General features: G+C 39.6%; 21 protein-coding genes and 1 riboswitch. Of the genes, 15 read left to right on the top strand and 6 right to left on the bottom strand.

Annotation, left to right across the window (positions count from 1 at the left end):
- The first annotated feature begins 125 nt into the window (after positions 1 to 125).
- The 11 genes from ACIPKN_RS23410 (at position 126) to ybaK (ending at position 11,643) form a co-directional block, all read left to right on the top strand.
- A complete protein-coding gene (locus ACIPKN_RS23410; protein ID WP_400940852.1) occupies positions 126 to 776 on the top strand; it encodes a TetR/AcrR family transcriptional regulator in 651 nt (216 codons plus the stop codon).
- A 236-nt stretch (positions 777 to 1,012) separates the two neighbouring features.
- Entirely contained in the window at positions 1,013 to 2,155 is a 1,143-nt protein-coding gene (locus ACIPKN_RS23405) for an acyl-CoA dehydrogenase (protein ID WP_400940784.1), read from the top strand.
- A gap of 30 nt (positions 2,156 to 2,185) precedes the next feature.
- Positions 2,186 to 3,820: an AMP-binding protein gene (locus tag ACIPKN_RS23400; RefSeq protein ID WP_400940781.1), complete on the top strand. Its 1,635-nt coding sequence runs from the start codon at positions 2,186 to 2,188 to the stop codon at positions 3,818 to 3,820.
- A 16-nt stretch (positions 3,821 to 3,836) separates the two neighbouring features.
- Positions 3,837 to 5,195 carry an acetyl-CoA carboxylase biotin carboxylase subunit gene (locus tag ACIPKN_RS23395; protein ID WP_400940778.1) on the top strand — a complete coding sequence of 453 codons (1,359 nt, stop codon included), beginning with the start codon at positions 3,837 to 3,839 and terminating at the stop codon, positions 5,193 to 5,195.
- 158 nt (positions 5,196 to 5,353) lie between these two features.
- Entirely contained in the window at positions 5,354 to 5,566 is a 213-nt protein-coding gene (locus ACIPKN_RS23390; protein WP_400940775.1) for an acetyl-CoA carboxylase biotin carboxyl carrier protein subunit, read from the top strand.
- 12 nt (positions 5,567 to 5,578) lie between these two features.
- Complete coding sequence (locus tag ACIPKN_RS23385) at positions 5,579 to 6,496, top strand: hydroxymethylglutaryl-CoA lyase (RefSeq protein WP_400940772.1); 918 nt, start codon at positions 5,579 to 5,581, stop codon at positions 6,494 to 6,496.
- On the top strand, positions 6,493 to 7,275 hold the full coding sequence (locus ACIPKN_RS23380; RefSeq protein WP_400940769.1) for an enoyl-CoA hydratase: 783 nt from the start codon (positions 6,493 to 6,495) through the stop codon (positions 7,273 to 7,275). Before ACIPKN_RS23385 ends, ACIPKN_RS23380 begins: the two co-directional genes overlap by 4 nt.
- Positions 7,276 to 7,727: 452 nt before the next feature.
- On the top strand, positions 7,728 to 9,266 hold the full coding sequence (locus tag ACIPKN_RS23375) for an acyl-CoA carboxylase subunit beta (RefSeq protein WP_400940766.1): 1,539 nt from the start codon (positions 7,728 to 7,730) through the stop codon (positions 9,264 to 9,266).
- Positions 9,267 to 9,523: 257 nt separating this feature from the next.
- Positions 9,524 to 10,087 (top strand): VanZ family protein, encoded by a 564-nt coding sequence (locus ACIPKN_RS23370; protein WP_142509439.1) that lies wholly within the window; start codon positions 9,524 to 9,526, stop codon positions 10,085 to 10,087.
- Between the two features lie 326 nt (positions 10,088 to 10,413).
- Entirely contained in the window at positions 10,414 to 11,127 is a 714-nt protein-coding gene (locus tag ACIPKN_RS23365; RefSeq protein WP_400940762.1) for a hypothetical protein, read from the top strand.
- 24 nt (positions 11,128 to 11,151) lie between these two features.
- Positions 11,152 to 11,643 carry a Cys-tRNA(Pro) deacylase gene (gene ybaK, locus ACIPKN_RS23360; RefSeq protein ID WP_400940759.1) on the top strand — a complete coding sequence of 164 codons (492 nt, stop codon included), beginning with the start codon at positions 11,152 to 11,154 and terminating at the stop codon, positions 11,641 to 11,643.
- Between the two features lie 295 nt (positions 11,644 to 11,938).
- On the opposite strand, the gene ACIPKN_RS23355 is transcribed toward ybaK, so the two are convergent.
- Positions 11,939 to 12,367, bottom strand: coding sequence for a helix-turn-helix domain-containing protein (locus tag ACIPKN_RS23355; protein WP_400940756.1), 429 nt, complete (start codon positions 12,365 to 12,367; stop codon positions 11,939 to 11,941).
- 425 nt (positions 12,368 to 12,792) lie between these two features.
- Between ACIPKN_RS23355 and ACIPKN_RS23350 the strand changes: the two genes are divergently transcribed.
- Together ACIPKN_RS23350 and ACIPKN_RS23345 are read left to right on the top strand one after the other, a co-directional pair.
- Entirely contained in the window at positions 12,793 to 13,869 is a 1,077-nt protein-coding gene (locus ACIPKN_RS23350; RefSeq protein ID WP_400940753.1) for a nucleotide kinase, read from the top strand.
- A gap of 58 nt (positions 13,870 to 13,927) precedes the next feature.
- Complete coding sequence (locus tag ACIPKN_RS23345; RefSeq protein WP_400940750.1) at positions 13,928 to 15,127, top strand: glycine C-acetyltransferase; 1,200 nt, start codon at positions 13,928 to 13,930, stop codon at positions 15,125 to 15,127.
- A 176-nt stretch (positions 15,128 to 15,303) separates the two neighbouring features.
- On the opposite strand, the gene ACIPKN_RS23340 is transcribed toward ACIPKN_RS23345, so the two are convergent.
- The 5 genes from ACIPKN_RS23340 to ACIPKN_RS23320 form a co-directional block, all read right to left on the bottom strand.
- The gene (locus ACIPKN_RS23340; RefSeq protein WP_400940748.1) at positions 15,304 to 16,455 is read right to left on the bottom strand and encodes an alpha-hydroxy acid oxidase; all 1,152 of its coding nucleotides are present in this window, start codon (positions 16,453 to 16,455) and stop codon (positions 15,304 to 15,306) included.
- A gap of 13 nt (positions 16,456 to 16,468) precedes the next feature.
- Complete coding sequence (locus ACIPKN_RS23335) at positions 16,469 to 17,140, bottom strand: methionine ABC transporter permease (protein WP_400940746.1); 672 nt, start codon at positions 17,138 to 17,140, stop codon at positions 16,469 to 16,471.
- Positions 17,133 to 18,158 (bottom strand): methionine ABC transporter ATP-binding protein, encoded by a 1,026-nt coding sequence (locus ACIPKN_RS23330; RefSeq protein ID WP_400940744.1) that lies wholly within the window; start codon positions 18,156 to 18,158, stop codon positions 17,133 to 17,135. Before ACIPKN_RS23330 ends, ACIPKN_RS23335 begins: the two co-directional genes overlap by 8 nt.
- Positions 18,159 to 18,253: 95 nt before the next feature.
- A complete protein-coding gene (locus tag ACIPKN_RS23325) occupies positions 18,254 to 19,087 on the bottom strand; it encodes a MetQ/NlpA family ABC transporter substrate-binding protein (RefSeq protein WP_400940742.1) in 834 nt (277 codons plus the stop codon).
- A gap of 87 nt (positions 19,088 to 19,174) precedes the next feature.
- Positions 19,175 to 19,279: riboswitch (SAM riboswitch) on the bottom strand.
- A 205-nt stretch (positions 19,280 to 19,484) separates the two neighbouring features.
- Positions 19,485 to 20,654, bottom strand: coding sequence for a pyridoxal phosphate-dependent aminotransferase (locus ACIPKN_RS23320; RefSeq protein ID WP_400940740.1), 1,170 nt, complete (start codon positions 20,652 to 20,654; stop codon positions 19,485 to 19,487).
- Between the two features lie 130 nt (positions 20,655 to 20,784).
- On the opposite strand from ACIPKN_RS23320, the gene ACIPKN_RS23315 reads away from it, so the two are divergent.
- Together ACIPKN_RS23315 and ACIPKN_RS23310 are read left to right on the top strand one after the other, a co-directional pair.
- Positions 20,785 to 21,579, top strand: coding sequence for a PhzF family phenazine biosynthesis protein (locus ACIPKN_RS23315; protein WP_400940737.1), 795 nt, complete (start codon positions 20,785 to 20,787; stop codon positions 21,577 to 21,579).
- A gap of 81 nt (positions 21,580 to 21,660) precedes the next feature.
- A complete protein-coding gene (locus tag ACIPKN_RS23310; protein WP_400940734.1) occupies positions 21,661 to 22,455 on the top strand; it encodes a carbon-nitrogen family hydrolase in 795 nt (264 codons plus the stop codon).
- Positions 22,456 to 22,653: the final 198 nt, after the last annotated feature.

Below are 22,653 nucleotides of genomic sequence, written 5' to 3'. Positions count from 1 at the left end.
GAAGCGGCAGCAACAAAGCATCCAGCCGGAACGGAAATCAACCACACATTATGGTGATGACCCAAACTTTTTCTAATTATAAAGAGTGATGGAGTAAAGAGTTATAAGAAGGATGATAGATGCCTATGGTAAAGAAAACGTTAAAACAACGCATTGTTGACGCTTCTGTAGTGCTATTTCAGCAAGATGGCTATCACAATGTCACTGTTGATCGCATTGTTGAATATATTGGTGCATCAAAGGGTGGATTTTATCATAATTTTAAATCGAAAGATGAGTTGTTGTATGAAATTCACGATGTATTTATTTCCTATGTTATTAAACAATCACAGGAGGCATATGACAAATACGATACACCGATTACACGTTTATGTGCAATGCTGCAAACACTGACTCAAGTATTTGATGTGTATCAAGCACATATTACTGTTTTTTATGAGGAAAGCCGTTCATTGCCAGGGGATTATAATGAAATTATTCATAAAAAACGAGATCAATATCGGGATATTTTACAAAAAGTCATAGAGGAAGGCCAACAAACAAAGGATTTTCGTACAGAACTACCTTGTACTATTGTAACGATGGCTATTGTTGGGATGATTAACTGGACATACAAATGGTTTAAGCAATCTGGTCCATTAACAATGGAGGAAATTACAGAGGTCTTTACGGATATGGTATTGCGTGCGATTGTCACTGAACAAGCAGTGGAAGAAGCAGTTCAATTTATGGTCAAAGAGAAGCCAGAAGCAAAAACTGGTTTTATTAATAGTTAAAACAAACCGACTAGTCGGTATTAACTTATTTCAATGGGTGTTTAAACACCCATTGAAATAGAGGAACTCAGTCTAAAACCGTCATGTCCTGTGGCAACGACTGAGTGACCAACATCACGTTGGCCCAAAGCCTCCCGCCGATTCCGGACGCTATTATGCCGAGGTATAATTGATTTTTTGCAACTGTCATCTGAACGAAATCCGCTATGGCACATTAAACATTAGGGGGACTGGGGATGAACTTTGAACTAACGAAAGAGCAAGCAATGATTCGAGACATGGTGCGTGATTTTGCTGAAAATGAAATTAAACCGTATGCTCGTGAGGTTGACGAGACATCGACGATGAGAATAGAGAGCTTTAAAAAGATGGCAGAGCTAGGCTTATTAGGTATTCCATTTCCTGAAGAGTATGGTGGTTCAGGCGGAGATACTGTTTCCTACGCACTTGCTGTTGAAGAAATCGGTCGTGCGTGTGGTGGCACAGGATTAAGCTATGCAGCAGCAGTTAGCTTAGGTGCTTCGCCTATTTATAATTTCGGTACAGAGGAGCAAAAGCAAGAATGGCTTATTCCATTAGCGAAGGGAGAAACATTAGGTTCGTTTGGTCTAACAGAGCCCAATGCTGGTTCAGATGCTGGTGGGACACGTACAACAGCCGTAATTGATGGTGATGATTACATCATTAATGGTGAAAAATGCTGGATCACAAATGCTGGCCATGCACGTCAAATTATTGTGACGGCAGTGACAGGTAAACGTGAGGATGGTAAAAAAATCATCTCAGCTATCATTGTACCAACTAATACTCCTGGCGTAACGATCAACTGCAATTACGACAAAATGGGCGTACGTGGCTCCAATACATGTGAGATTATTTTGCAAAATGTTCGTGTACCAAGGGCTAATCTTTTAGGGGATGAAAAACACGGATTTAGCCAATTTTTAAATACTTTAGACGGCGGACGTATTTCCATTGCAGCATTATCTGTAGGAATTGCACAGGCAGCTTATGAGAAATCATTAAAATACGCAAAAGAACGTGAACAATTTGGTGCACCAATTTCAAAACTTCAGGCAATACAGTTTAAATTGGCCGATATGGCAATGGAGATAGAGCTTGCACGTACGTTAGTACATAAGGCGGCATGGCTTAAAGATCAAAAGAAACCATTCGGGAAGGAAGCGGCAATGGCAAAATTATTTGCTTCTGAAATGGGCTTCCGAACTTGTAATCAAGCCATTCAAATTCACGGCGGTTCAGGCTATATGAAAGAATACGACGTAGAGCGTCATCTGCGTGATATTAAGTTAATGGAAATCGGTGAAGGAACGTCTGAAATTCAACGTCTCGTTATTTCTCGTTTAATAGGCTGTTAATCATCTTAGGTAGCTAAAAGGAGGATTTTCATGGCGGAACTTGTGTATCAAACTATTGGTCAATTGCTAGATGAACAATCGGAAAAGTATCCACAACGGGAAGCATTAGTGTATGCAGACAGGGATTTACGGATGACCTACGAGGAACTCAATCGGCAAAGTCGTTTAGTAGCTAGAGGGTTAATGGCTCTTGGAATAGAGAAGGGCGAGCATATTGCAGTATGGACGACCAATGTCCCGGAATGGGTACAGTTGCAATTTGGTACAGGTAAAATGGGTGCTCCGATCGTCACTGTCAACACTAATTATCGCTCAAGCGAGTTGGAATATTTATTGAAGCAATCCGATGCAAAAACGATTATTTTAATTGAAAATTATCGAGACCATTCTTTTATGAATACACTGCAAGAGTTATGTCCAGAGCTTGAACATTGTGAACCGGGTAATTTGCAATCAAAGCGACTGCCTTTATTGAAAAATGTTATTTTAATTGGCGAGACAAAATACCCTGGAGTGCTAAACTGGGCTGATGTGTTATCGGCTGCAGCGCAAATAACAGAGGCGCAATTAGATAAAAGACAGCAAGAGCTTCATTATGATGATGTTATTAATGTTCAATATACTTCGGGAACAACAGGTTTTCCGAAAGGTGTTATGTTAACGCATTATAACTTAGTCAATAATGCGATTAATATTGCAGAATGTATGGATTTAACTTTCGAAGATCGTTTATGCATACCTGTCCCATTCTTCCATTGCTTTGGCTGTGTAATTGGAACATTAGCCATTACGACTAGTGGCGGGACGATGGTACCAGTGCAGGAATTTTCAGCTACTGAAGTGCTACAAACAGTTGAAAAAGAGAAATGTACAGCGTTACATGGTGTACCAACGATGTTTATTAGCGAGCTTAATTTACCGAATTTTTCGTCTTTGGATCTATCAACGTTACGCACTGGAGTAATGGCAGGCTCTAATTGTCCTATTGAGGTGATGAAAGCCGTGATCGACAAAATGGGAATGAAGGATGTAACTATCTGTTACGGACAAACAGAAGCCTCACCTGTTATTACGCAAACGAGAGCAGATGACCCGCTATTGTTAAAGGTAGAAACCGTTGGTCGTGCATTACCGAATCTGGAAGTTAAAATCGTCGTTCCTGGTACAGACGAAGAAGCTGCGCCAAATGAGCAAGGGGAACTATGTACGAGAGGCTACCATGTCATGAAAGGTTACTATAAAAACCAAGAAGAAACACTTCTTGCAATTGATGGGGCTGGTTGGCTGCATACCGGGGATTTGGCGACAATGGATGAGGCGGGCTATGTACGTGTAACAGGGCGTTTAAAAGATATGATTATTCGCGGTGGTGAAAATATATCTCCTCGAGAAATTGAAGAATTCCTTTACACACACCCGAAAATTGCAGATGTACAGGTCGCTGGTGTTCCTGATCCTGTTTATGGAGAGGAAGCGGCAGCTTGGATCATTTTGCGTGAAGGAGAGCAGGCAACAGAGGAAGAAATTCGTGATTATTGTCGGGATAAAATATCTAGACATAAAATACCACGACATATTTTCTTTATCGACGACTATCCGATGACTGCATCAGGAAAAGTTCAAAAGTATAGATTACGAGAGAGTTTTGTTCCAGCAGTGAAATAAGAAGGGGGCCGGTGTTATGTTCAAAAAGGTTTTAATTGCAAATCGTGGAGAGATAGCAAGACGTGTTATTAGAACATGCAAACGACTTAATGTCCTAACAGTTGCGGTGTATTCCGAGGCGGACGCTGAAAGCTTACATGTTAAGGAAGCGGATGAGGCGTTTTGTATCGGAAAACCACCTGTTGCACAAAGTTATTTAAATATTGATCGTATTCTTGAAGTGGCGAAGGAAAGCGGTGCTGAAGCTGTTCATCCAGGCTATGGCTTATTATCAGAAAACGCTGAGTTTGCTAAACGTTGTACAGAGGCAGGCTTAGTTTTTATTGGGCCTAGCGCAGACGTTATTGCTTCGATGGGTAGTAAATTAGAAGCCCGGAAAACGATGAAGGCGGCAGGTGTACCAATTGTTGAAGGTGTAGAGAAACCTGTGAAAGATGTAACAGAAGCTATTGAAATTGCTTCCCGTCTAGGCTATCCGATTATGTTAAAAGCCTCTGCTGGCGGTGGGGGTATCGGAATGCAGCTCGTAGAAAATGCAGAGGGATTGGCAAAGGCCTTTGAGGGAAATCAAAAGCGTGCACAGTCATTCTTTGGTGATGGCACGATGTATATGGAACGATTTATTGCTAATCCTCATCACGTCGAGGTACAAATTATTGCGGATCACGATGGCAATGTCGTACCGCTATTTGAGCGCGAGTGCTCGATTCAACGCAGAAATCAAAAAGTAGTTGAGGAAGCACCATCTCCTTTCATTTCTGAAGAAACAAGAAAAAGTATGCTAGATGCTTCAGTCAAGGCAGTTCAGCATATTGGCTATGTGAATGCTGGAACGATTGAGTATTTAGTAGATGCAGAGCAAAACTTTTATTTCTTAGAGATGAATACGCGCTTACAGGTTGAACATCCGGTGACTGAGGAAATTACGAAACTAGATCTTGTAGAGGAGCAATTAAAGATTGCGGCAAAACAACCATTAGCATTTACGCGCGATAGTATAGAAAGAAAAGGGCATGCGATTGAAGTACGCATCTACGCCGAAGATCCTTCGACCTTTTTCCCTTCTCCAGGTACAATCACGGCTTTTGAATTACCAACAGGTGAAGGTATTCGCCATGAATGTGGCGTAGAGGCTGGCACTTCGGTAACACCTTTTTACGATCCGATGATTAGCAAATTAGTTGTGTGGGGAGAAACACGAGCAATTGCGTGTGAGCGACTTATTGAGGCACTTAAAGCGTATAAAATAGAAGGAATTCAAACAAATATTCCAATGCTACTGAAAACAGTCACACATGAACAATTTTTAAAGGGCTATACAACAACTAAATTTGTAGATGAATATTATCTACCTCAATTAGCAGAGACAAAATAAAACCTCTGGACGTATTGTTTATCTGTGCGAGGGCGAAGCGCCGAAAGCGAAACGACAGCAACGACAATTACGCCAAGGCGAAATTGATAAAAGCATTCGCACTTAAATATTAGTGCGAATGCGTTATCAGTACATTCATAATATTTGGAGGGATTACAATGGCAACAGTTAAAGCGAGCATGGCAGGAACAGTATGGAAAATTGTTGTAGCAGAGGGCGAGAAAGTTACAGCGGGACAAGATGTGGCAATTTTAGAGTCGATGAAAATGGAGATTCCTATTGAAGCAGAGGAAGCTGGCGTAGTCACAAAAATCATTGCGAACGAAGGGGATTTCATTAACGTTGATGATGATATTTTAGAAATTGAATAAGGAGGCTTCTTTATGCAGCTACCAAAGCATGTCACGTTAAAGGAAGTAGGGCCTCGTGACGGTTTGCAAAATGAGAAAACGCATCTTGCAACTGCCGATAAAGTGCAATTAGTAAATTTACTTAGTCAAACTGGATTGAATTATATTGAGGTAACTTCTTTTGTGCATCCGAAGTGGATTCCACAGCTGGCAGATGCAGTGGAGGTTCTTCAGGCCATTAAACGCCAAAAAGATATCACATATGCGGCACTCGTACCGAACATGCGGGGCTTAGAACGTGCATTGCAGGCTGAAGTAGATGAAGTGAGCGTATTTATGTCAGCAAGTGAAAGCCATAATCAAAGTAATATTAATAAAACAATTAATGAAACATTTCCGATACTACAGGAAGTTGTGGTAGGGGCAAAGGCAGCGCATAAAAACGTACGAGGCTATATCTCAACGGTAATTGGGTGCCCGTATGAAGGCTACATACAACCAGAAAAGGTTTTGCGAGTAACAGAAAAATTATTAGAAATGGGCGTCGATGAAATTTCGTTCGGTGACACGATTGGTGTTGGTGTACCGACACAGGTGGAAAATCTTTTAGAAGAATTGCTAAAAAGATATCCTGCAGAAAATTTCGCGATGCATTTTCATGATACACGTGGCACAGCGCTAGCGAATATTGTTCAATCTTTAAAAATGGGGATTACGAAGTTTGATAGTGCGCTTGGTGGACTTGGCGGCTGTCCGTATGCCAAAGGAGCATCAGGTAATGTAGCTACGGAAGATTTACTGTATTTATTAGATGAAATGGGTATTACAACGGGTGTAGAGCTGGATAAAGTGCTAGAGGCTGCGCTATTTATTGAACAGAAACTAGGGAAGGCCGTTGCCTCTAAACAAATGGCGATTGCCCGTAATGAAAGGAGTGCGAGCCAATTATGACGCAACTCGTTCGTTTTGAATTATTAGATGGTAGCATTGGGCTTATTACACTTTCCAGACCTGAAGCTGCAAATGCAATGTCTGTACAACTACTCCAAGAACTGAGCACGACACTCGACAACATAAACGGTGATCCGGCAGTGCGAGTCGTTTTACTAACGGGGGCAGGGGAAAAAGCTTTTTGCGCAGGAGCAGATTTAAAAGAACGTAAAGGGATGCCAGACCGACAAGTAAAGCAGATTGTGCAATTAATCGGTGCAACAGTGGCAAAAGTAGAAGCACTCGCTCAACCAGTTATCGCCGTATTAAATGGTGTTGCTTTTGGTGGCGGACTCGAACTAGCATTAGCCTGTGATTTACGTCTTGCAGCTGCACATGCAAAGATGGGCCTTACGGAAACATCTCTCGGCATCATCCCAGGGGCAGGAGGCACACAACGACTTCCACGACTAATTGGCATTGGAAAAGCGAAGGAATTAATTTATACAGCACGTCGATTAAATGCAGAGGAAGCGAGAAGCTACGGTATTGTGGAGTATGTTCATGAAGGACATGAAGTACTAGAAAAGGCTCAGCAGCTTGCACTCGAAATGGCAAAGAATGCTCCACTTTCTTTAGTACAGGCGAAAATCGCCATGAATCAAGGAGTTGAAGTAGATTTAGCTACGGGTTTAAAAATCGAATCACTTGCATATAATGCTCTGATTCCTACAGAAGATCGATTAGAGGGCTTACTTGCTTTCCAAGAAAAACGAACACCGCAATACTTAGGGAAATAAAGACCTGATAATAGATTTTGAAAGGTTTTAAAGTAGGATTTTAAAATATTGGCATATCATCAAAAAGTGGGGCTAGGTGACTTCTTGGGGCTCATCGAACGCGCCCAGGAAAGCTCTTGGTCGAAACGGAAATCAACCCACGTTATAGTGATGAACCATACAAGGTTGAATTTCTAATAGATTTTGGTTCATTATCGGAAGTTTGGAATAATACTTAGTTATAACATATGCAATGCCATAAGTTGATTGGAGTGGAGGCTGGGCGACTCCTCGGGGATCAGCGTTACAGATGAGACCCTGCAGCGAAGCGAAGCGGCTTATCGAACGCCCCCAGGAAAGCGCCCAGCCGGAACGGAAATCAACCCCAAGCTATGATGATGAACTGAAATCTAGGTATACTATTAACTATTTATGCTAAGGCGTAACCGAATGGGCAAAAGGAGGAATTAACTATGAGCAATGTACCGACAGAAAATACGACTAAAACAATGAAGGAACAAATTTTAGCAGGCGGTCTGCCAAAATATCACGATAAAAATGCGCAGCAAGGAAAATTATTTGTACGTGAACGACTCGAATTATTATTAGATGATGGGCTGCAATCAGAGGATGGCTTGTACGCAAACTGCTTAGTTGGTGACTTACCGGCAGATGGCGTTGTAACAGGAATCGGTAAAATCCATGGCCGTACCGTTTGTGTATTAGCAAACGATTCGACGATTAAAGCTGGCTCTTGGGGTAAACGTACAGTAGAAAAAATGATTCGTATTCAAGAAACAGCTGAAAAGTTAAATTGCCCATTACTGTATCTAGTCGATTCGGCAGGTGCACGTATTACTGATCAATTAGAAATGTTTCCTGGCCGACGAGGAGCAGGACGTATTTTCTATAATCAGGTAAAACTATCAGGTAAAATCCCTCAAATATGCTTACTGTTTGGACCTTCTGCAGCAGGAGGCGCATATATCCCTGCATTCTGCGATATTGTAGTTATGGTAGAGGGCAATGCATCGATGTATTTAGGATCCCCACGTATGGCGGAAATGGTTATTGGTGAGAAGGTAGATTTGGAAACGATGGGTGGAGCGAAAATGCACTGTTCCGTTTCCGGTTGTGGAGATGTGCTTGCTAAAACCGAGCAGGAAGCAATTGCCTATGCCCGTAAATATTTGAGCTACTTCCCGAACAATTATGCAGAGCGCGGTAAGGTAGAGGCTCCAAAGCCACCAGCTACATTCGATAAATCGATTGAAGAGCTAATACCAAAAAATCAAAACGTTCCTTTTGATATGTATAAGCTAATTGACCGTATTATAGATGAAAATTCGTTTTGTGAAGTAAAAAAATTATTCGCTCCAGAATTAATTACAGGACTTGGGCGCATTAATGGGCAATCCGTTGGAATTATCGCCAATCAACCGCGCGTAAAGGGTGGCGTTTTGTTCCACGATTCAGCTGATAAAGCAGCAAAGTTCATTTCACTTTGTGATGCGTTTAATATTCCGCTTCTTTTCCTTGCAGATGTACCAGGCTTTATGATTGGTACGCAAGTTGAAAAAGCTGGGATTATACGTCATGGTGCGAAAATGATTTTCGCAATGAGCGAGGCAACAGTCCCTAAATTAACGGTCATTGTTCGCAAGGCATATGGTGCAGGGCTGTATGCAATGGCAGGTCCTGCTTTTGAGCCAGACTGCTGTATTGCGCTTTCTAACGCGCAAATTGCTGTAATGGGCCCAGAGGCAGCGGTCAATGCAGTATATGCAAATAAAATCGCTGAACTTCCAAAAGAGGAGCAAGCGAACTTTATTGCAGAGAAACGTAAGGAATATCAAGAGGAAATCGATGTCTATCGTCTAGCTTCAGAGCTCATCATTGACGATGTTATTGAGCCAAATGATTTACGAAAAGCACTTGAATCACGTTTAGAGCTGTATATGTCAAAATATTTATTATTCTCGGAACGTAAACATGGAGTAAATCCAGTATAAAGTCTGAAAGAATGCTGTCTCAGTTTAATTGAGGCAGCTTTTTTTTGCATCACCAAAAGCTAAGGATGGTATTTTGTTAAAATTTGTTTTTTTCTCTTTTCTAATTGAATCTGGACAAACGTATAGTAAAGGGGGGAAAGTATTCCTAATATGCTAGTATGCTTTAAAACGCTTCACCCATCTTATTTTTGCCACTTGCATGGGGAAGGGAGGCATATTAAAATTATGAGAGGATACAGGAGGTAGGTTGTACAGGCATGACAAAAAATAATATACAGGGTAGTGCCAAGCTACCGTTACCTTATCGTTCATTGATAGATACATATTATTTACCAATCAAGATAATAGGTTGGATATTTTTTTGTATTTATTCCGTTATAGCTTTTTATAAACTAGTTATTGATCGACTAGTGAATGTAATTATTATTTTATTTAATGGCGAATATTCTCTAGACGAATTAGGGCTGTTTGATTATAGTGACTGGCGTTTAACCACAAATTTTATTCCCTTTGATACAATTCTTCGCTATATAAATTACTCTCAGTATTTTAATTTGGATATCATTATTATTAATTTACTAGGCAATTTATTGATATTTACCCCAATGGGCTTTTTACTTCCATTATTATCAAAAAAGTTTCGTAAAGCGCGGACAGTTATTTGGGCAGGCTTTTTCTCTAGTCTAGCGGTAGAAACGATCCAGTTTATTTTTACGGTTGGGTCGGCTGATATTGATGATTTAATTTTAAATACACTCGGTGCATGGCTTGGTTACTTAGCCTATAAAAGTATACTTATTAAACCTAAAAAAGACAGATAGAAACAGTCCTTGTTATGGGGCTGTTTTTTTAGTGGTGAATTAACACCATTTATAAAGTGATAACGATAATAAATTTTATTGAAATTAAATATTGAAATACTAAATGAATATAATATTGTGGGTTTTGTTAGGTCTTTGTACTTATTTCGTTGAAAGTGAAATATTTCTTTAGGAGCTTAGTATTAATTTGCTCTTGAATTTGGTAAAGAAAATTCCGATAATTAGGGTACAGAAACTATTCTGAAGGAATAGATAAAGTTAATAGAGGAAATTATCATATCTATTATTTAACTTGCATATTAAATAAGAAAGCCGAGGTGAATCATATGAAACTATCTAGTTTAATAGAACAAGAAAGAATATCATCACACTATAATCGTAAAAAGATTTTACAGCGAAAACAAGCTGGTGATGCATATCGAAAAAGTGCACTGTATTTTCCACCGAAGAAAAATCCGTTATTGCTTGAGCTAGAAAATTTACTTTTAGGGCATACAGACCAAGAACTCTTTGAGCAACAAAAAGAGGAGTCCAAAGAGGTCACACCTCAACAGCAAGCAATCATTCAAGATATGCAACAGACGAAAAATGTACTCGCACATGAGCAAATGCAAAAGCAATATTCACAGGTAGAGCGTGTAAATGAGGAAGCGCCTATAGTAGATGATGCGAATGCCAAGGAAACGTTACAAATTTTAGAGCGGGTGCGGAATACAGCGCTGGGACCCGTGCAGCCATCACCACAGGATTTACGTGTAGATGCTCAAATACAGCATATGCAAGCGCAATTAAATGGTCAAGAGGTAGATGATAGTGAGTCAGCTTTTGTACGTGAAGATATTGAAGTCAAAGTACCAGAACGTTTTTCGAAGGAATTGAAATTGGATCCATTTGTAGATACAATTTTCGGTAAGAGTTATGCGGAGGCATACAAGGCGCGAACATATAAACACGCTTCTGAAAAGTATGCCACTCATATTCAAATGGCAAAAGACGGCTATCGCCCGAGAAATGACTCCATGATCTCCATGATAGCCTAATGCTACAGATGGGAGATTTTTGATATGGCAAAAGCAAAGCATGCGAAAACAAATGCGATAAGATTATTGGAGCAACAAAAAATACAATTCGAAGTAATTGAATATGAGACTGGTGACGGCCAAGTTGACGGAATTTCGGTTGCTGAAAAAATTGGTCACCCAGTTGCTCGTGTTTTCAAAACATTAGTAGCAAAGGCAAGTGCACAAAAGCTTTTTGTATTTGTTATTCCTGTAGCAGATGAGCTTGATTTAAAAGCAGCTGCAAAGGTTGTAGGAGAGAAAAAAATCGACATGCTCCCGGTCAAGGAGTTACTTGGCTATACAGGCTATGTGCGAGGCGGATGCTCTCCAATCGGCATGAAGAAGCTTTATCCAACTGTCATCGATTCGTCGGCCCAAGAGCAAGGAAATATTATAGTAAGTGCCGGGAAAATCGGTATGCAAATCCACTTACAGCTAGATGATTTAGTCGCTGTGACAAAAGCAAAGATTGCATCAATCACTACTACCCAATGATATGCTGGGTAGTTTTTTTATTGATAATTTGTAGAAGGGTCACATAGATAAGCGGTAAACTGCTCGGCACAGAAGGATTATTGTAGGGGCAGGAGCAAATATAACCTACTATCAATTCTAAATATAAAGGATACTTTAAAAATTCATTTGTTGAATAGCCCAATAAAAAAGCATACCTATAAACATCATTACTATACCAATAGCAAAAAAAGTAGACCCTACTTTTTTCACCATACATCTCCCTCCAAACTTCAGCTAATGTTAACTGACCTGCATCACAGGCATAATTGCGTGTTTAATTAAAAAATTTGTTCTTGTTATTTTTGATGTAGCTAACGACAATTCCAAAGTAAATAACAGCTATGAGATTAATGATACTTAATGTAAGACCTGATGGTTTGGACCAGGGAAGTACAAAAAGCCAAAATACTACTAAAATTGAACTCAGTACATATAACCATTTGAACCGATCTGTCATTTTCAATTCTCTCGTCTCTTCTTCTTTGATGCTTGTAACTCTTAAGGAATTGTCTCCTTTCATTAATTCGTCAATACTAATATTGAATAAATCACTTAATGCAATAAGCGTTTCAATATTGGGGTAACCTTTTTCAAGCTCCCATTTAGAAACGGATTGTCTGCTAATGTTTAATTTAATGGCTAATTCTTCTTGTGATAAATTATGCTTTAAGCGTTCTTCTTTTAGCTTTTTATAGAACTCCATGATTTCAACTCCTGTCATTTTATTTTTACAATAGCTTATAAAAATTTGTAAGAATCGCAAGGTAGAATGATGTAACCTAAGAGTAGCAAACAGTGAAACAGATGGTTGCTACTTCCGCAATCGGGCACTTTTGGTGAAAATAGATAGAAAATGATCAAGCTTTTCATTTACCATAAAATATGGGCGAGATGTAAGTTATCTCCCTCCAAACTTAAAAATTCGACTTCATTTTGGGTATCCCTTTTTTTACTACCTCGTTAGTTTAATGGATTTATTCGAGAGGCTTTTATTGGCGGCACTCTATGGGCATGAACTTATTTTATTAAATAGGAAGCTACTTTTATGTGTAAAAATTAAAAATAGCTCTTCATTTTTTTTAAGGTTCCTTCATATAATGCAAGGCATAAGATAAAGGGGGATCGAAATTGAACGGAAATGTGACCTACTATTATGGACACGCACTGACTGGGCAAGGAATTAAACATTTATATAAAGAAATGATGGATGAGGCTGAATTAGTTTATATTTTACAGGGTGCACCGACGTTTAAAGGATCAGAACTTCTTAAAGAGCTTGGGTATTTTTATGTAAAGCAAGGCTTTGCGGTGGAGTGGTATAAGCATGCTTTGCTGGAGGATATTGTTGAGGCAGTGTATGTTCAAGGATGTAATCGACTATTTGTATGGTCATCGGGTTGGGGGATTGAACCGGTTTTCCTTGGAACAAAGCATCGGGTGATGTCATTTTATGATTGCTTAGAAGAAATCCAGCTTGAAAGGGTTGGCGAACAGCTCGCTGATGCAATGACGGAACGAGAGTCATGGCGTGAGAAGTGTATTTCGAAGCTTAACAATGCAAAAAAGATCCATGATGATTGGGAAGGAGTCACTCAGAGTTGCATGAACTGGCAGGCATTGAATGATCAGGTTGAAAATTTAAAGACAGATGTTTTCCAATCAATCGTCTTAAATAAAACAGGAGTGCGCACCCATCGCTTACTCGGAACATTAACACCGAGGGGTTCCGAAAATACCGTAGATAGCATAACAAAAAATGTATCTAGAAGATTGATGATCAAAGGGAAGCCAGGTACAGGTAAATCTTCTTTAATGAAAGGTTTAGCAGACGAAGCAAATGCAAGAGGGCTCGATGCACAAATTATTTGGTGCGGCTTGGATTCAAACTCAGTTGACATGGTCATTATCCCGGAATTGAATTTCTGTATTTTTGATAGTACAGAGCCTCATATCTTTGACCCACAGGACGGAAGACTAGGGGATGAAATTTTCGATATAGGGAAACATTGCGCAATTTCACAGGAGGCAGAAGTTCAAATTGAAGATATTCGGGCAAAGTATAAAGAGGCGATGCAGGATGCAATGGGTTATTCGAAGCGTTACGCAGAAGCGGAGTATACTGTCCGTCGATTATTAGATAATTGTGTATCATCATCTCTTTGGCGAGAAAAAACTGCCCCACTATTCGAAAGATTAACAAAGTAATTTTTCTAATAGTATGCTTATGCTACACTAGGAACTAGAATAGTGTTCTTAGGAAAGGATGATACGCTTGTCAAAAGTATTGAATGCATTTTTAGATGAAAACCTAAAAGCCTTACACGATCAAGGCTTATACAATGAAATTGATCCAGTAGAGGGAGCAAACGGACCAATTATTCAGGTACGTGGCAAAAATTTAATTAATCTATCATCAAACAACTATCTTGGCTTAGCGACGAATGAAGATTTAAAGCGTATTGCCAAAGAAACAATTGAGACATACGGTGTAGGGGCTGGGGCAGTTCGTACGATTAACGGCACACTTGATTTACACGTAAAACTAGAGGAAAAACTTGCTGAATTTAAAGGTACCGAAGCAGCGATCTCTTACCAATCAGGTTTTAACTGTAATATGGCAGCTATTTCAGCTGTTATGGATAAAAATGATGCAATTCTTTCAGACCAATTAAACCATGCGTCGATTATTGATGGCTGTCGTTTATCACGTGCGAAAATCATTGCCTTTAATCACTCTGATATGGACGATTTACGTGCAAAGGCAAAAGAAGCAAAAGAATCAGGCTTATATAATAAAGTCATGGTCATTACTGATGGCGTATTCTCAATGGACGGTGATATTGCAAAACTACCAGAAATCGTTGAGATTGCGAAAGAGTTTGATTTAATAACATACGTCGATGATGCACACGGATCAGGTGTAACAGGTAAAGGAAAAGGTACTGTGAAGCATTTCGGTTTAGAAAAAGAAATTGACTTCCAAATTGGTACACTATCTAAAGCAATTGGTGTTGTTGGTGGATATGTAGCAGGTAAGAAAAATTTAATTGACTGGCTAAAAGTGCGTTCTCGTCCATTTTTATTCTCAACGGCATTACCACCAGGTGATGTAGCAGCGATTACAGCAGCAGTACAAATGTTGATTGACTCAACAGAGCTTCACGATAAGCTATGGGAAAATGGCGATTATCTAAAAGCGGGTCTTGCTAATCTTGGCTTTAATATCGGTGAATCTGAAACGCCAATCACACCATGTATTATTGGTGATGAAAAGCTTACGCAGGAATTTTCTCGCCGCCTATTTGAAGAGGGCGTCTACGCTAAATCAATCGTTTTCCCAACGGTTCCAAAAGGCACAGGACGTGTTCGTAACATGCCTACAGCGGCACATACAAAAGAAATGTTAGACGACGCTCTAGCAATCTATGAAAAAGTCGGCCGTGAACTAGGCGTTATTCAATAAAAAATGGGGCTTCCTCAAAAGTGAGGTAGCCCTTTTTATATTAATGTTCCGATAAATCGGTGAAACGTTCCGATAAAATCTGAAATTGTTCCGATAAATCTCAAAATTGTTCCGATAAAACACAAATTTATTCCGATAAGTCTCTTATCTGCACCTCAAACTGCCGGACGCTTTTTTTACGCTTCATCCTTTTTCACTAATGTAATATCACGTAGTCCTTTTATAGATATTGCTCCCGCTAATGCGATAGAAACTTTTAATTCATCATATAAATTCGTCATTACTTTTTCGACTCCTTGCTGTCCTTCTAATGCAAGTCCGTAGACGAAGGGACGGCCAATGGCAACAGCATCTGCTCCTAAAGCGAGTGCCTTAAGGGCATCCATTCCACGATACACACCGCTATCTAAAATAACAGGAATTTGTCCCTTTACAGCTTTCACAATGTCAGGAAGTGCATCAAGTGAAGCAATTACGCCATCCAATTGGCGGCCACCATGGTTGGATACGATAATGCCGTCAATGCCGTTTTCTATTGCTAGTTTTGCGTCTTCAGGATGTAAGATCCCCTTTAACAAAATAGGGAGATTTGAACGGCGCTTTAATTCACGTACATTGTCCCAATTTAATGTTGGATGGAATATATTTTGCAATACGCCTTGGATATATGACTCGAATGAATCATCTGGTAAGGAAGCAGTAAAAACAGGGTCATTCATATAGTTTCCTCGTGCATACCCAAGCTTTAATGGTGAAAATTGATTACGAACATCCTCTTCACGCCAGCCAAGCATGACTGTATCTACAGTTAAAACGATAGCCTCAAAACCAGCTGCTTCGGCTCGAGCGGCCATGCTATAGGCAATTTCCTCATTTGTTGACCAATATAATTGAAACCATTTAGTAGCAGTGGGAGCTGTTTGTGCCACATTCTCGAGTGCATAGCTTGAAACTGTGCTTTGAATATATGGAATTTTTAATTGATCAGCTGCACGTGCAACGGCCAGCTCTCCTTCGTCATGCGCCATTTTGTTCATGCCAACAGGGGCAAATAAGAACGGAGTTGGATATACTTTTCCGAACAGTTCAATCGATGTATCAATACTTGAAACATCTTGTAAAAAGCGAGGAATGATAGAGTATTTTTCAAAGGCTGTACGGTTATTCCTTAATGTTTGCTCGCCGCCAGCGCCTGAACGGATGTAACCAAACGGACCAGCTTCCAATTTTTCTGCAACTGCCTTTTCTAAATCTGTAAAGCAAATAGGGAAGGGGGCCTGTGCATTAATATTTTTTAACAGTAGGTCGCTATGTGTTGTCTTTGTCATCGTAAACCTCCTACTAATCTTTCTTTAACTTCGTAGCAAAGCGGTTACCTAGTGATTGAATACTCTGCACGAGGATGATTAAGATGAACACTGTCGCATACATCACGTCAACCTCATAGCGTAAATGGCCGTAACGGTATGCGAGATCACCTAGACCACCAGCACCAACCATTCCTGCCATTGCTGTTGCTCCTATAAGACCGATTGTGGCAATCGTTAAACCTAAAATAATGGATGGGCGTGCCTCGCGTAATAAGACGTTCCAAATAATATGACTACGTTTAATACCCATTGCTGTATAAGCTTCCACAACACCTGGATCAACTTCTAAAAGTGCTGTTTCCATAAGTCGCGCAATATAAGGCGCTGTATAAACAACAAGTGGCACGATAACACCTTTTACACCAATAGTTGTGCCAACGATTAGCTTCGTGAACGGTAAAATGAAAAATAGTAAAATAATGAACGGTACAGAGCGAATAATATTAATAAATAAATTGAAAAATTGGTAGAGAAATTTATTTTCAAACGATTGCCCCGGGCGAGTTAAAACGATTAAAAGCCCCAAAGGAATCCCAATTAAAATAGAAAAGAATAATGAAATCCCAACCATTTGGAAGGTTTCGAGAATGGATTTCCCAATAACATCTGACCAATCTGCAAAGAAGCTTTGAATGCTATTCATTTAATTCGCCTCCTAATTCTTCAACGCTTACCCCGTTTTCTGTAAAATACTTAAGTGCTTTTTCTACGATATGTGCTTCACCGTGTAGATGCACGACAATATTACCGACAATGCCGTTTTTTAATTCTATGATATTGGCTGATAAAATATTTGGTTGTACATCATAAACTTTACTCACTTCTGCTAGTAATGGTTTCCCTGTACTTTCACCAAGGAATGTTAAACGAATAACACTTCCCGAAACATTTAATTGCTTGATAAGAGAAGGGGATAAATTACGTTGAGAAATGGTATTTAAAAATTTTCGTGTTGTTGGATGCTGAGGCTTCGAAAATAGTTCTATAGCAGAGCCATATTCCACAACCGCCCCTGATTCAAGAACGGATACAGCATCGCAAATTTTTTGAATAACATTCATTTCATGTGTAATAAGTAAAATAGTGATGCCTAGCTCACGATTAATTTTCAAGAGAAGCTCAAGAATGGCGTCCGTTGTTTCGGGATCGAGTGCACTTGTCGCTTCATCACTAAGCAAAATCTCGGGCTCTTGGGCTAGGGCACGCGCAATAGCGACACGTTGCTTTTGACCACCTGAAAGCTGGCTAGGATAGCTATCCAATTTCTCCGTTAGGCCAACAATTTCTGCATATTTTGTAACGCGTTTTTTTACTTCAGAGTCGTTATAGCCAAGAAGCTTTAATGGTACCGAGATATTGTTGTAAACAGTCGCTGTTTTTAAAAGGTTAAAATGCTGGAAGATCATCCCGATTTTTTGCCGAGTTTTGCGAAGGTCGTTTAGAGAAAGGGAAGTAATATCTACATGATCGATTAATACCTTTCCTGTTGTCGGACGTTCTAATAAATTCACACAGCGAATAAGGGTACTCTTTCCTGCACCACTGTAGCCAATAACCCCATGAATTTCACCTTTTTTGACATGCAGGTTAATACCATCTACTGCTTTGACGATACCATTTTTAGTTTTAAATTCTTTTGTTATATTTTCTAGTTGAATCATACGGTGATATCTCCTTTCTAAGTCCTTCTATAAAGCAAGAATCTGCTAACTTTCCTGTAGGAGTCTCGCAGATTCTTGATATTCTTAATCGTCACTTACCAGCTTGGAATTACAGAGCCTTGGAATTTTTCTTCAATAAATTTGCGTACCTCATCAGATTGATAAGCTTCAACAAATTTTTTGATCGTTGGGTCATCTTTGTTTTCAGCGCGCACCACAATGTAATTCACATATGGAGAGTCCGTAGATTCTAAAAGAATGGAGTCTTTTTTAGGATTAATGCCAGCATCAAGAGCGAAGTTTGTATTAATGGCAGCTACATCTACTTCACTAAGCTGTTTAGGAATTTGTGCAGCCTCTAATTCAATGAATTTCAAATTCTTTTTGTTTTCTTCCACATCGCGAATAGATGCTGTTAAGTCTGCACCGTCTTTTAATTTAATATAGCCTGCCTTTTGAAGTACAAATAGTGCACGAGCCCCGTTCGTTGGATCATTCGGTAATCCGAACGTTGCACCATCTGGAACGTCATCGAATGATTTATATTTCTCGGAGTATATGCCTAGAGGATTTAAAATTGTTTTTCCAACTGGCACTAAATCTGTATTGTGATCTTTGTTAAATGTATCGAGGAATGGCTTGTGTTGATAACTGTTTACATCAAGATCGCCCTCTACTAACGATGTATTTGGTAAAACATAATCAGAGAAAGATTTTAGTTCTACCTCTAAGCCATTTTCTTTGGCAACTTTCGCTACAACCTCAGCAATTTGTTCGTGCGGTCCAGAAGTTACACCTACTACAATCTTATTTTCATTAATAGTCTTACGTTGACTATCTTTACTATTTTCTTTAGTACCACAGCCCATTAATGCTGCTACTAATGTAAGACTTGCTAAACCTAATAAAATCTTGTTGTTCTTTTTCATGAAACATACCTCCAAAGTTGTTTTATCGGTAATAAAAATAAAAAAACTCTCTTAAAAAATTAAGAGAGGCTCATGAAAAATTGTCCTCTCTTATCTTTCAAACGATGCTCGTTTGCAGGAATTAGCACCTTCCTTAAAAAAGGAGGTTGCCGAGCTTCATAGGGCCAGTCCCTCAGCTACTCTTGATAAGAGATTTATAATATTTTTTTGTAAATCCGATAGAACTAATATAAATTATAGGATATAGTAAGTCAATTGAATTTTTAAAATTTTTTATTTTATTATAATATTTAGTTGTGAAAGAATCCGCTAGAAGAAGGGGTGGAGTAAGTAAGAGAGAGAAAAAACTGTCCCCATAGCAAGTTTGAGCTAATGGAACAGTTTTTGATTGAAATGTTCAGGAGCTAAATAAGTTTAATTTTTCAATTCTGCTGATCGCTTCACGTAAGCGGTCTTCACTAACAAGTAAACCAACCCGTACATAACCTTCACCATATTGACCGAAGCCACTGCCTGCAGCTACTGCGATATCAGCTTTGTCGAGCAATATATCGGCAAATTGTTCACTCGTAAAACCTAGTGGAACAGGGAGCCATGCAAAAAAAGAGCCTCTCGGTGCTGTTACTTGCCAACCAATTCGCTGGGCTTCTTCGATCAGGACGTTTCGTCGACGCTCATAAGTCGCTCTTAGCTTATCTGCGCAACTCTGGGAAGCAGTAAGTGCAACTGCCGCGGCTTGTTGTACGGCAGGAAATTGACTACAAAAAAGATGATCTTGAATAAGGTTAATGGCTGCGACAATGTCGGGGTTACCAACTGCAAAACCAATGCGCCAGCCTGCCATATTATACGTTTTGGATAATGTATACATTTCGATACCGACATCTTTAGCACCATCAGCTTGCAGGAAGCTGATAGGTTTATTGCCGTCAAATCCAATCGCTCCGTAGGCAAAATCATGTGCGACGATAATGTTGTGCTCTTTTGCAAAGCGTACTGTTTCTTCGAAAAATTCAAATGTTGCAGTACCGCCAGTTGGATTATTCGGGTAATTCAAGTACAGCAACTTCGCCTTTTCTTTTACTTCATTGGATAAAGCATTATAATCTGGCAGGAAATCATTTTCTGCGAAAAGAGGCATAACTTCAAAATTAACATCACCTAATACGACACCAGATAAGTAATCTGGATATCCAGGATCAGGTAATAGCATAGTGTCACCGGGGTTTAAAACAGCTAACGGTAGCTCAACAAGGCCAATTTTCGTACCACCGAGAATAGCAACTTCTGTTTCAGGGTCAATGTCCACATTGTATTCACGTTTGTAGCAGCTTGCTGCTGCTTGGCGTAATTCTGCTATGCCACGAAATGGAGAGTATTGATGAGTTTGAGGATTTTTTGCCGCCTCCTGTAATGCTTTAATAATGTGTGAAGGGGTGGGTTGATCTGGATTACCTTGACCAAGATTGATAACATCACGTCCTTCAGCAAGAGCAGCGTTTACTTTTTGCACAAGTTCTGCAAAAAATTGAGTTGGGAGTTGCTGTAGTTTTTTTGAGAATTCCATGCACGTCCACCTTTTTCAGAATATAATAATTATTGGAGATATGATGCACATAATATTACTTTTTTTAGTAATTGTCTAGAGTATTTTCAGTTAATTAAAAATCAAAAGTGACCAAAATGAGGTGGGAAAATTGAACAAAGTCTCGTATTTTATCGTCAATGCTTTTACTACAGAGCTTTACAAGGGAAATCCCGCAGCAGTATGTTTACTTGATTCAACGATACCTGAGTCGACCATGCAGAAAATTGCTCAAGAGATCCCAGTACCGACAACAGCTTTTGTTCAAAGGAAGGATAATAATTTTTTTCTTAGATGGTTTACGCCGGCAAAGGAAATACCGATTTGTGGACATGGAACAATCGCTAGCGCTTTTTTACTCTGGAAACAAGGGATTGTACCTATCAATTCTTCGATTATATTCCAGACTGTAAGTGGCCCTCTGCAAGCAAATTGGTTCAATGAATTAGTTGAAATAACAATTCAAAAGTATCAGTTAGAAGAGATTGAATGTCCTTTGGAGCTTGAAGAATGGCTAGGTGTGAAACCAACATATGTAGGGAAAACAGAATTGGATTATATAGTGGAGTTAAGTCACGAAGAGTATATTGCGGATTTCAAAGCTGATTTTCAAGCGATGAAACAGTTCCCGGTACGTGGTGTTTGTATTACAAGTCGTTCTAAAGATGAGGGGATTGATATTGTCTCAAGATTCTTTTCTCCAGCACAAGGCATTGATGAAGACCATGTAAATGGTTCCACTCATGGTGCGCTAGGACCTTACTGGTGTGCAAAATTATCAAAAGAAAGCATCGTGAGCAAACAACTTTCAAAACGCGGTGGCTTATTGTACGTTACACCAAAAATAAAAGATGTTGCTATTGCGGGTTCTGCAGTTCAAGTATTAAGTGGTGAAATAATAATCTAAATATTGAGCTTAAACCATGGAAGTCAGGTTGATTTATTGTAGTATAAATACAGAACAGTACTGTCTAGAGGAGGAATAGCAATGAAAATTGGTTGTATTCAATTAAACGTAGGCTTTGGCAAAGTAGAAGAAAATTTTGCTCGCGCTGAGGACAAAATTCGTGAAGCGGCAAAACAAGGTGCAGAAATTATTGTGCTGCCAGAAATGTGGAATTCAGGCTATGCTCTTGAAAAATTATCAGAGCTTGCAGATGTGGATGGAGAGCGTTCGAAAGCATTTTTATCAAACCTAGCGAAAGAGCTTGGCGTACATATTGTTGGTGGCTCGGTTTCAACGAAGAAGGGCGATAAATTTTACAACACGATGTATACGTTTGATAAAAATGGTGTGTTAGTAGGGGAATATAACAAGGCACATCTTTTCCGTTTGATGGACGAGCATTTATATTTAGAAGCTGGGGATGAAATGAATCGCTTTGTCCTTGGAGATATCGAGGCTGCAGGCGTGATTTGCTATGATATCCGCTTCCCGGAATGGCTACGTGCTCACGCCTTAGTAGGGGCAAAAGTATTGTTCGTGCCGGCACAATGGCCGACACCACGTATCGATCATTGGAAAACATTACTGCAAGCACGTGCCATTGAAAATCAATGCTTTGTGATCGCTGTTAATCGTCTTTCTAGAAAGGTAGAGAACTTTAATGGTCAATCAATGATAATTCAACCGTGGGGCGAGGTGCTGTGGGTTGGTGCAGAGGACGAAGAAGTAGCTGTCATCGACGTGGACTTTTCAATTGTCGATGAAGTAAGAGGCAGAATTCCTGTTTATGACGACCGCAGACCTGGATTATACAACGGAGTAGTTACCGAAAACTAAAATTTGATAGCACGCTCAAGGAGCAAAGCGACCTTGAGCGTGCTAATCGATGAACAGAAGAACAGCGCTGATAAGGAGGAGAAAATCGCTGATAAGCGGATGAACAGCGCTGATAAGGAGGAGAAAATCGCTGATAAGCGGATGAACAGCGCTGATAAGGAGGAGAAAATCGCTGATAAGCGGATGAACAGCGCTGAT

The sequence above is a fragment of the Lysinibacillus sp. NPDC086135 genome, assembly GCF_044746345.1.
Taxonomy (GTDB): domain Bacteria; phylum Bacillota; class Bacilli; order Bacillales_A; family Planococcaceae; genus Lysinibacillus.
The sequence above is the reverse complement of the archived record's forward strand: the minus strand, read 5'-3'. Positions and strand labels throughout refer to the sequence as shown.

Bases quoted from the DNA above. Each gene is read 5' to 3' on its own strand.
- ACIPKN_RS23410 (WP_400940852.1), top strand. From the start codon at position 126: ATGGTAAAGAAAACGTTAAAACAACGCATTGTTGACGCTTCTGTAGTG.
- ACIPKN_RS23405 (WP_400940784.1), top strand. From the start codon at position 1,013: ATGAACTTTGAACTAACGAAAGAGCAAGCAATGATTCGAGACATGGTG.
- ACIPKN_RS23400 (WP_400940781.1), top strand. From the start codon at position 2,186: ATGGCGGAACTTGTGTATCAAACTATTGGTCAATTGCTAGATGAACAA.
- ACIPKN_RS23395 (WP_400940778.1), top strand. From the start codon at position 3,837: ATGTTCAAAAAGGTTTTAATTGCAAATCGTGGAGAGATAGCAAGACGT.
- ACIPKN_RS23390 (WP_400940775.1), top strand. From the start codon at position 5,354: ATGGCAACAGTTAAAGCGAGCATGGCAGGAACAGTATGGAAAATTGTT.
- ACIPKN_RS23385 (WP_400940772.1), top strand. From the start codon at position 5,579: ATGCAGCTACCAAAGCATGTCACGTTAAAGGAAGTAGGGCCTCGTGAC.
- ACIPKN_RS23380 (WP_400940769.1), top strand. From the start codon at position 6,493: ATGACGCAACTCGTTCGTTTTGAATTATTAGATGGTAGCATTGGGCTT.
- ACIPKN_RS23375 (WP_400940766.1), top strand. From the start codon at position 7,728: ATGAGCAATGTACCGACAGAAAATACGACTAAAACAATGAAGGAACAA.
- ACIPKN_RS23370 (WP_142509439.1), top strand. From the start codon at position 9,524: ATGACAAAAAATAATATACAGGGTAGTGCCAAGCTACCGTTACCTTAT.
- ACIPKN_RS23365 (WP_400940762.1), top strand. From the start codon at position 10,414: ATGAAACTATCTAGTTTAATAGAACAAGAAAGAATATCATCACACTAT.
- ybaK (WP_400940759.1), top strand. From the start codon at position 11,152: ATGGCAAAAGCAAAGCATGCGAAAACAAATGCGATAAGATTATTGGAG.
- ACIPKN_RS23355 (WP_400940756.1), bottom strand. From the start codon at position 12,367: ATGGAGTTCTATAAAAAGCTAAAAGAAGAACGCTTAAAGCATAATTTA.
- ACIPKN_RS23345 (WP_400940750.1), top strand. From the start codon at position 13,928: ATGATACGCTTGTCAAAAGTATTGAATGCATTTTTAGATGAAAACCTA.
- ACIPKN_RS23340 (WP_400940748.1), bottom strand. From the start codon at position 16,455: ATGACAAAGACAACACATAGCGACCTACTGTTAAAAAATATTAATGCA.
- ACIPKN_RS23335 (WP_400940746.1), bottom strand. From the start codon at position 17,140: ATGAATAGCATTCAAAGCTTCTTTGCAGATTGGTCAGATGTTATTGGG.
- ACIPKN_RS23330 (WP_400940744.1), bottom strand. From the start codon at position 18,158: ATGATTCAACTAGAAAATATAACAAAAGAATTTAAAACTAAAAATGGT.
- ACIPKN_RS23325 (WP_400940742.1), bottom strand. From the start codon at position 19,087: ATGAAAAAGAACAACAAGATTTTATTAGGTTTAGCAAGTCTTACATTA.
- ACIPKN_RS23320 (WP_400940740.1), bottom strand. From the start codon at position 20,654: ATGGAATTCTCAAAAAAACTACAGCAACTCCCAACTCAATTTTTTGCA.
- ACIPKN_RS23310 (WP_400940734.1), top strand. From the start codon at position 21,661: ATGAAAATTGGTTGTATTCAATTAAACGTAGGCTTTGGCAAAGTAGAA.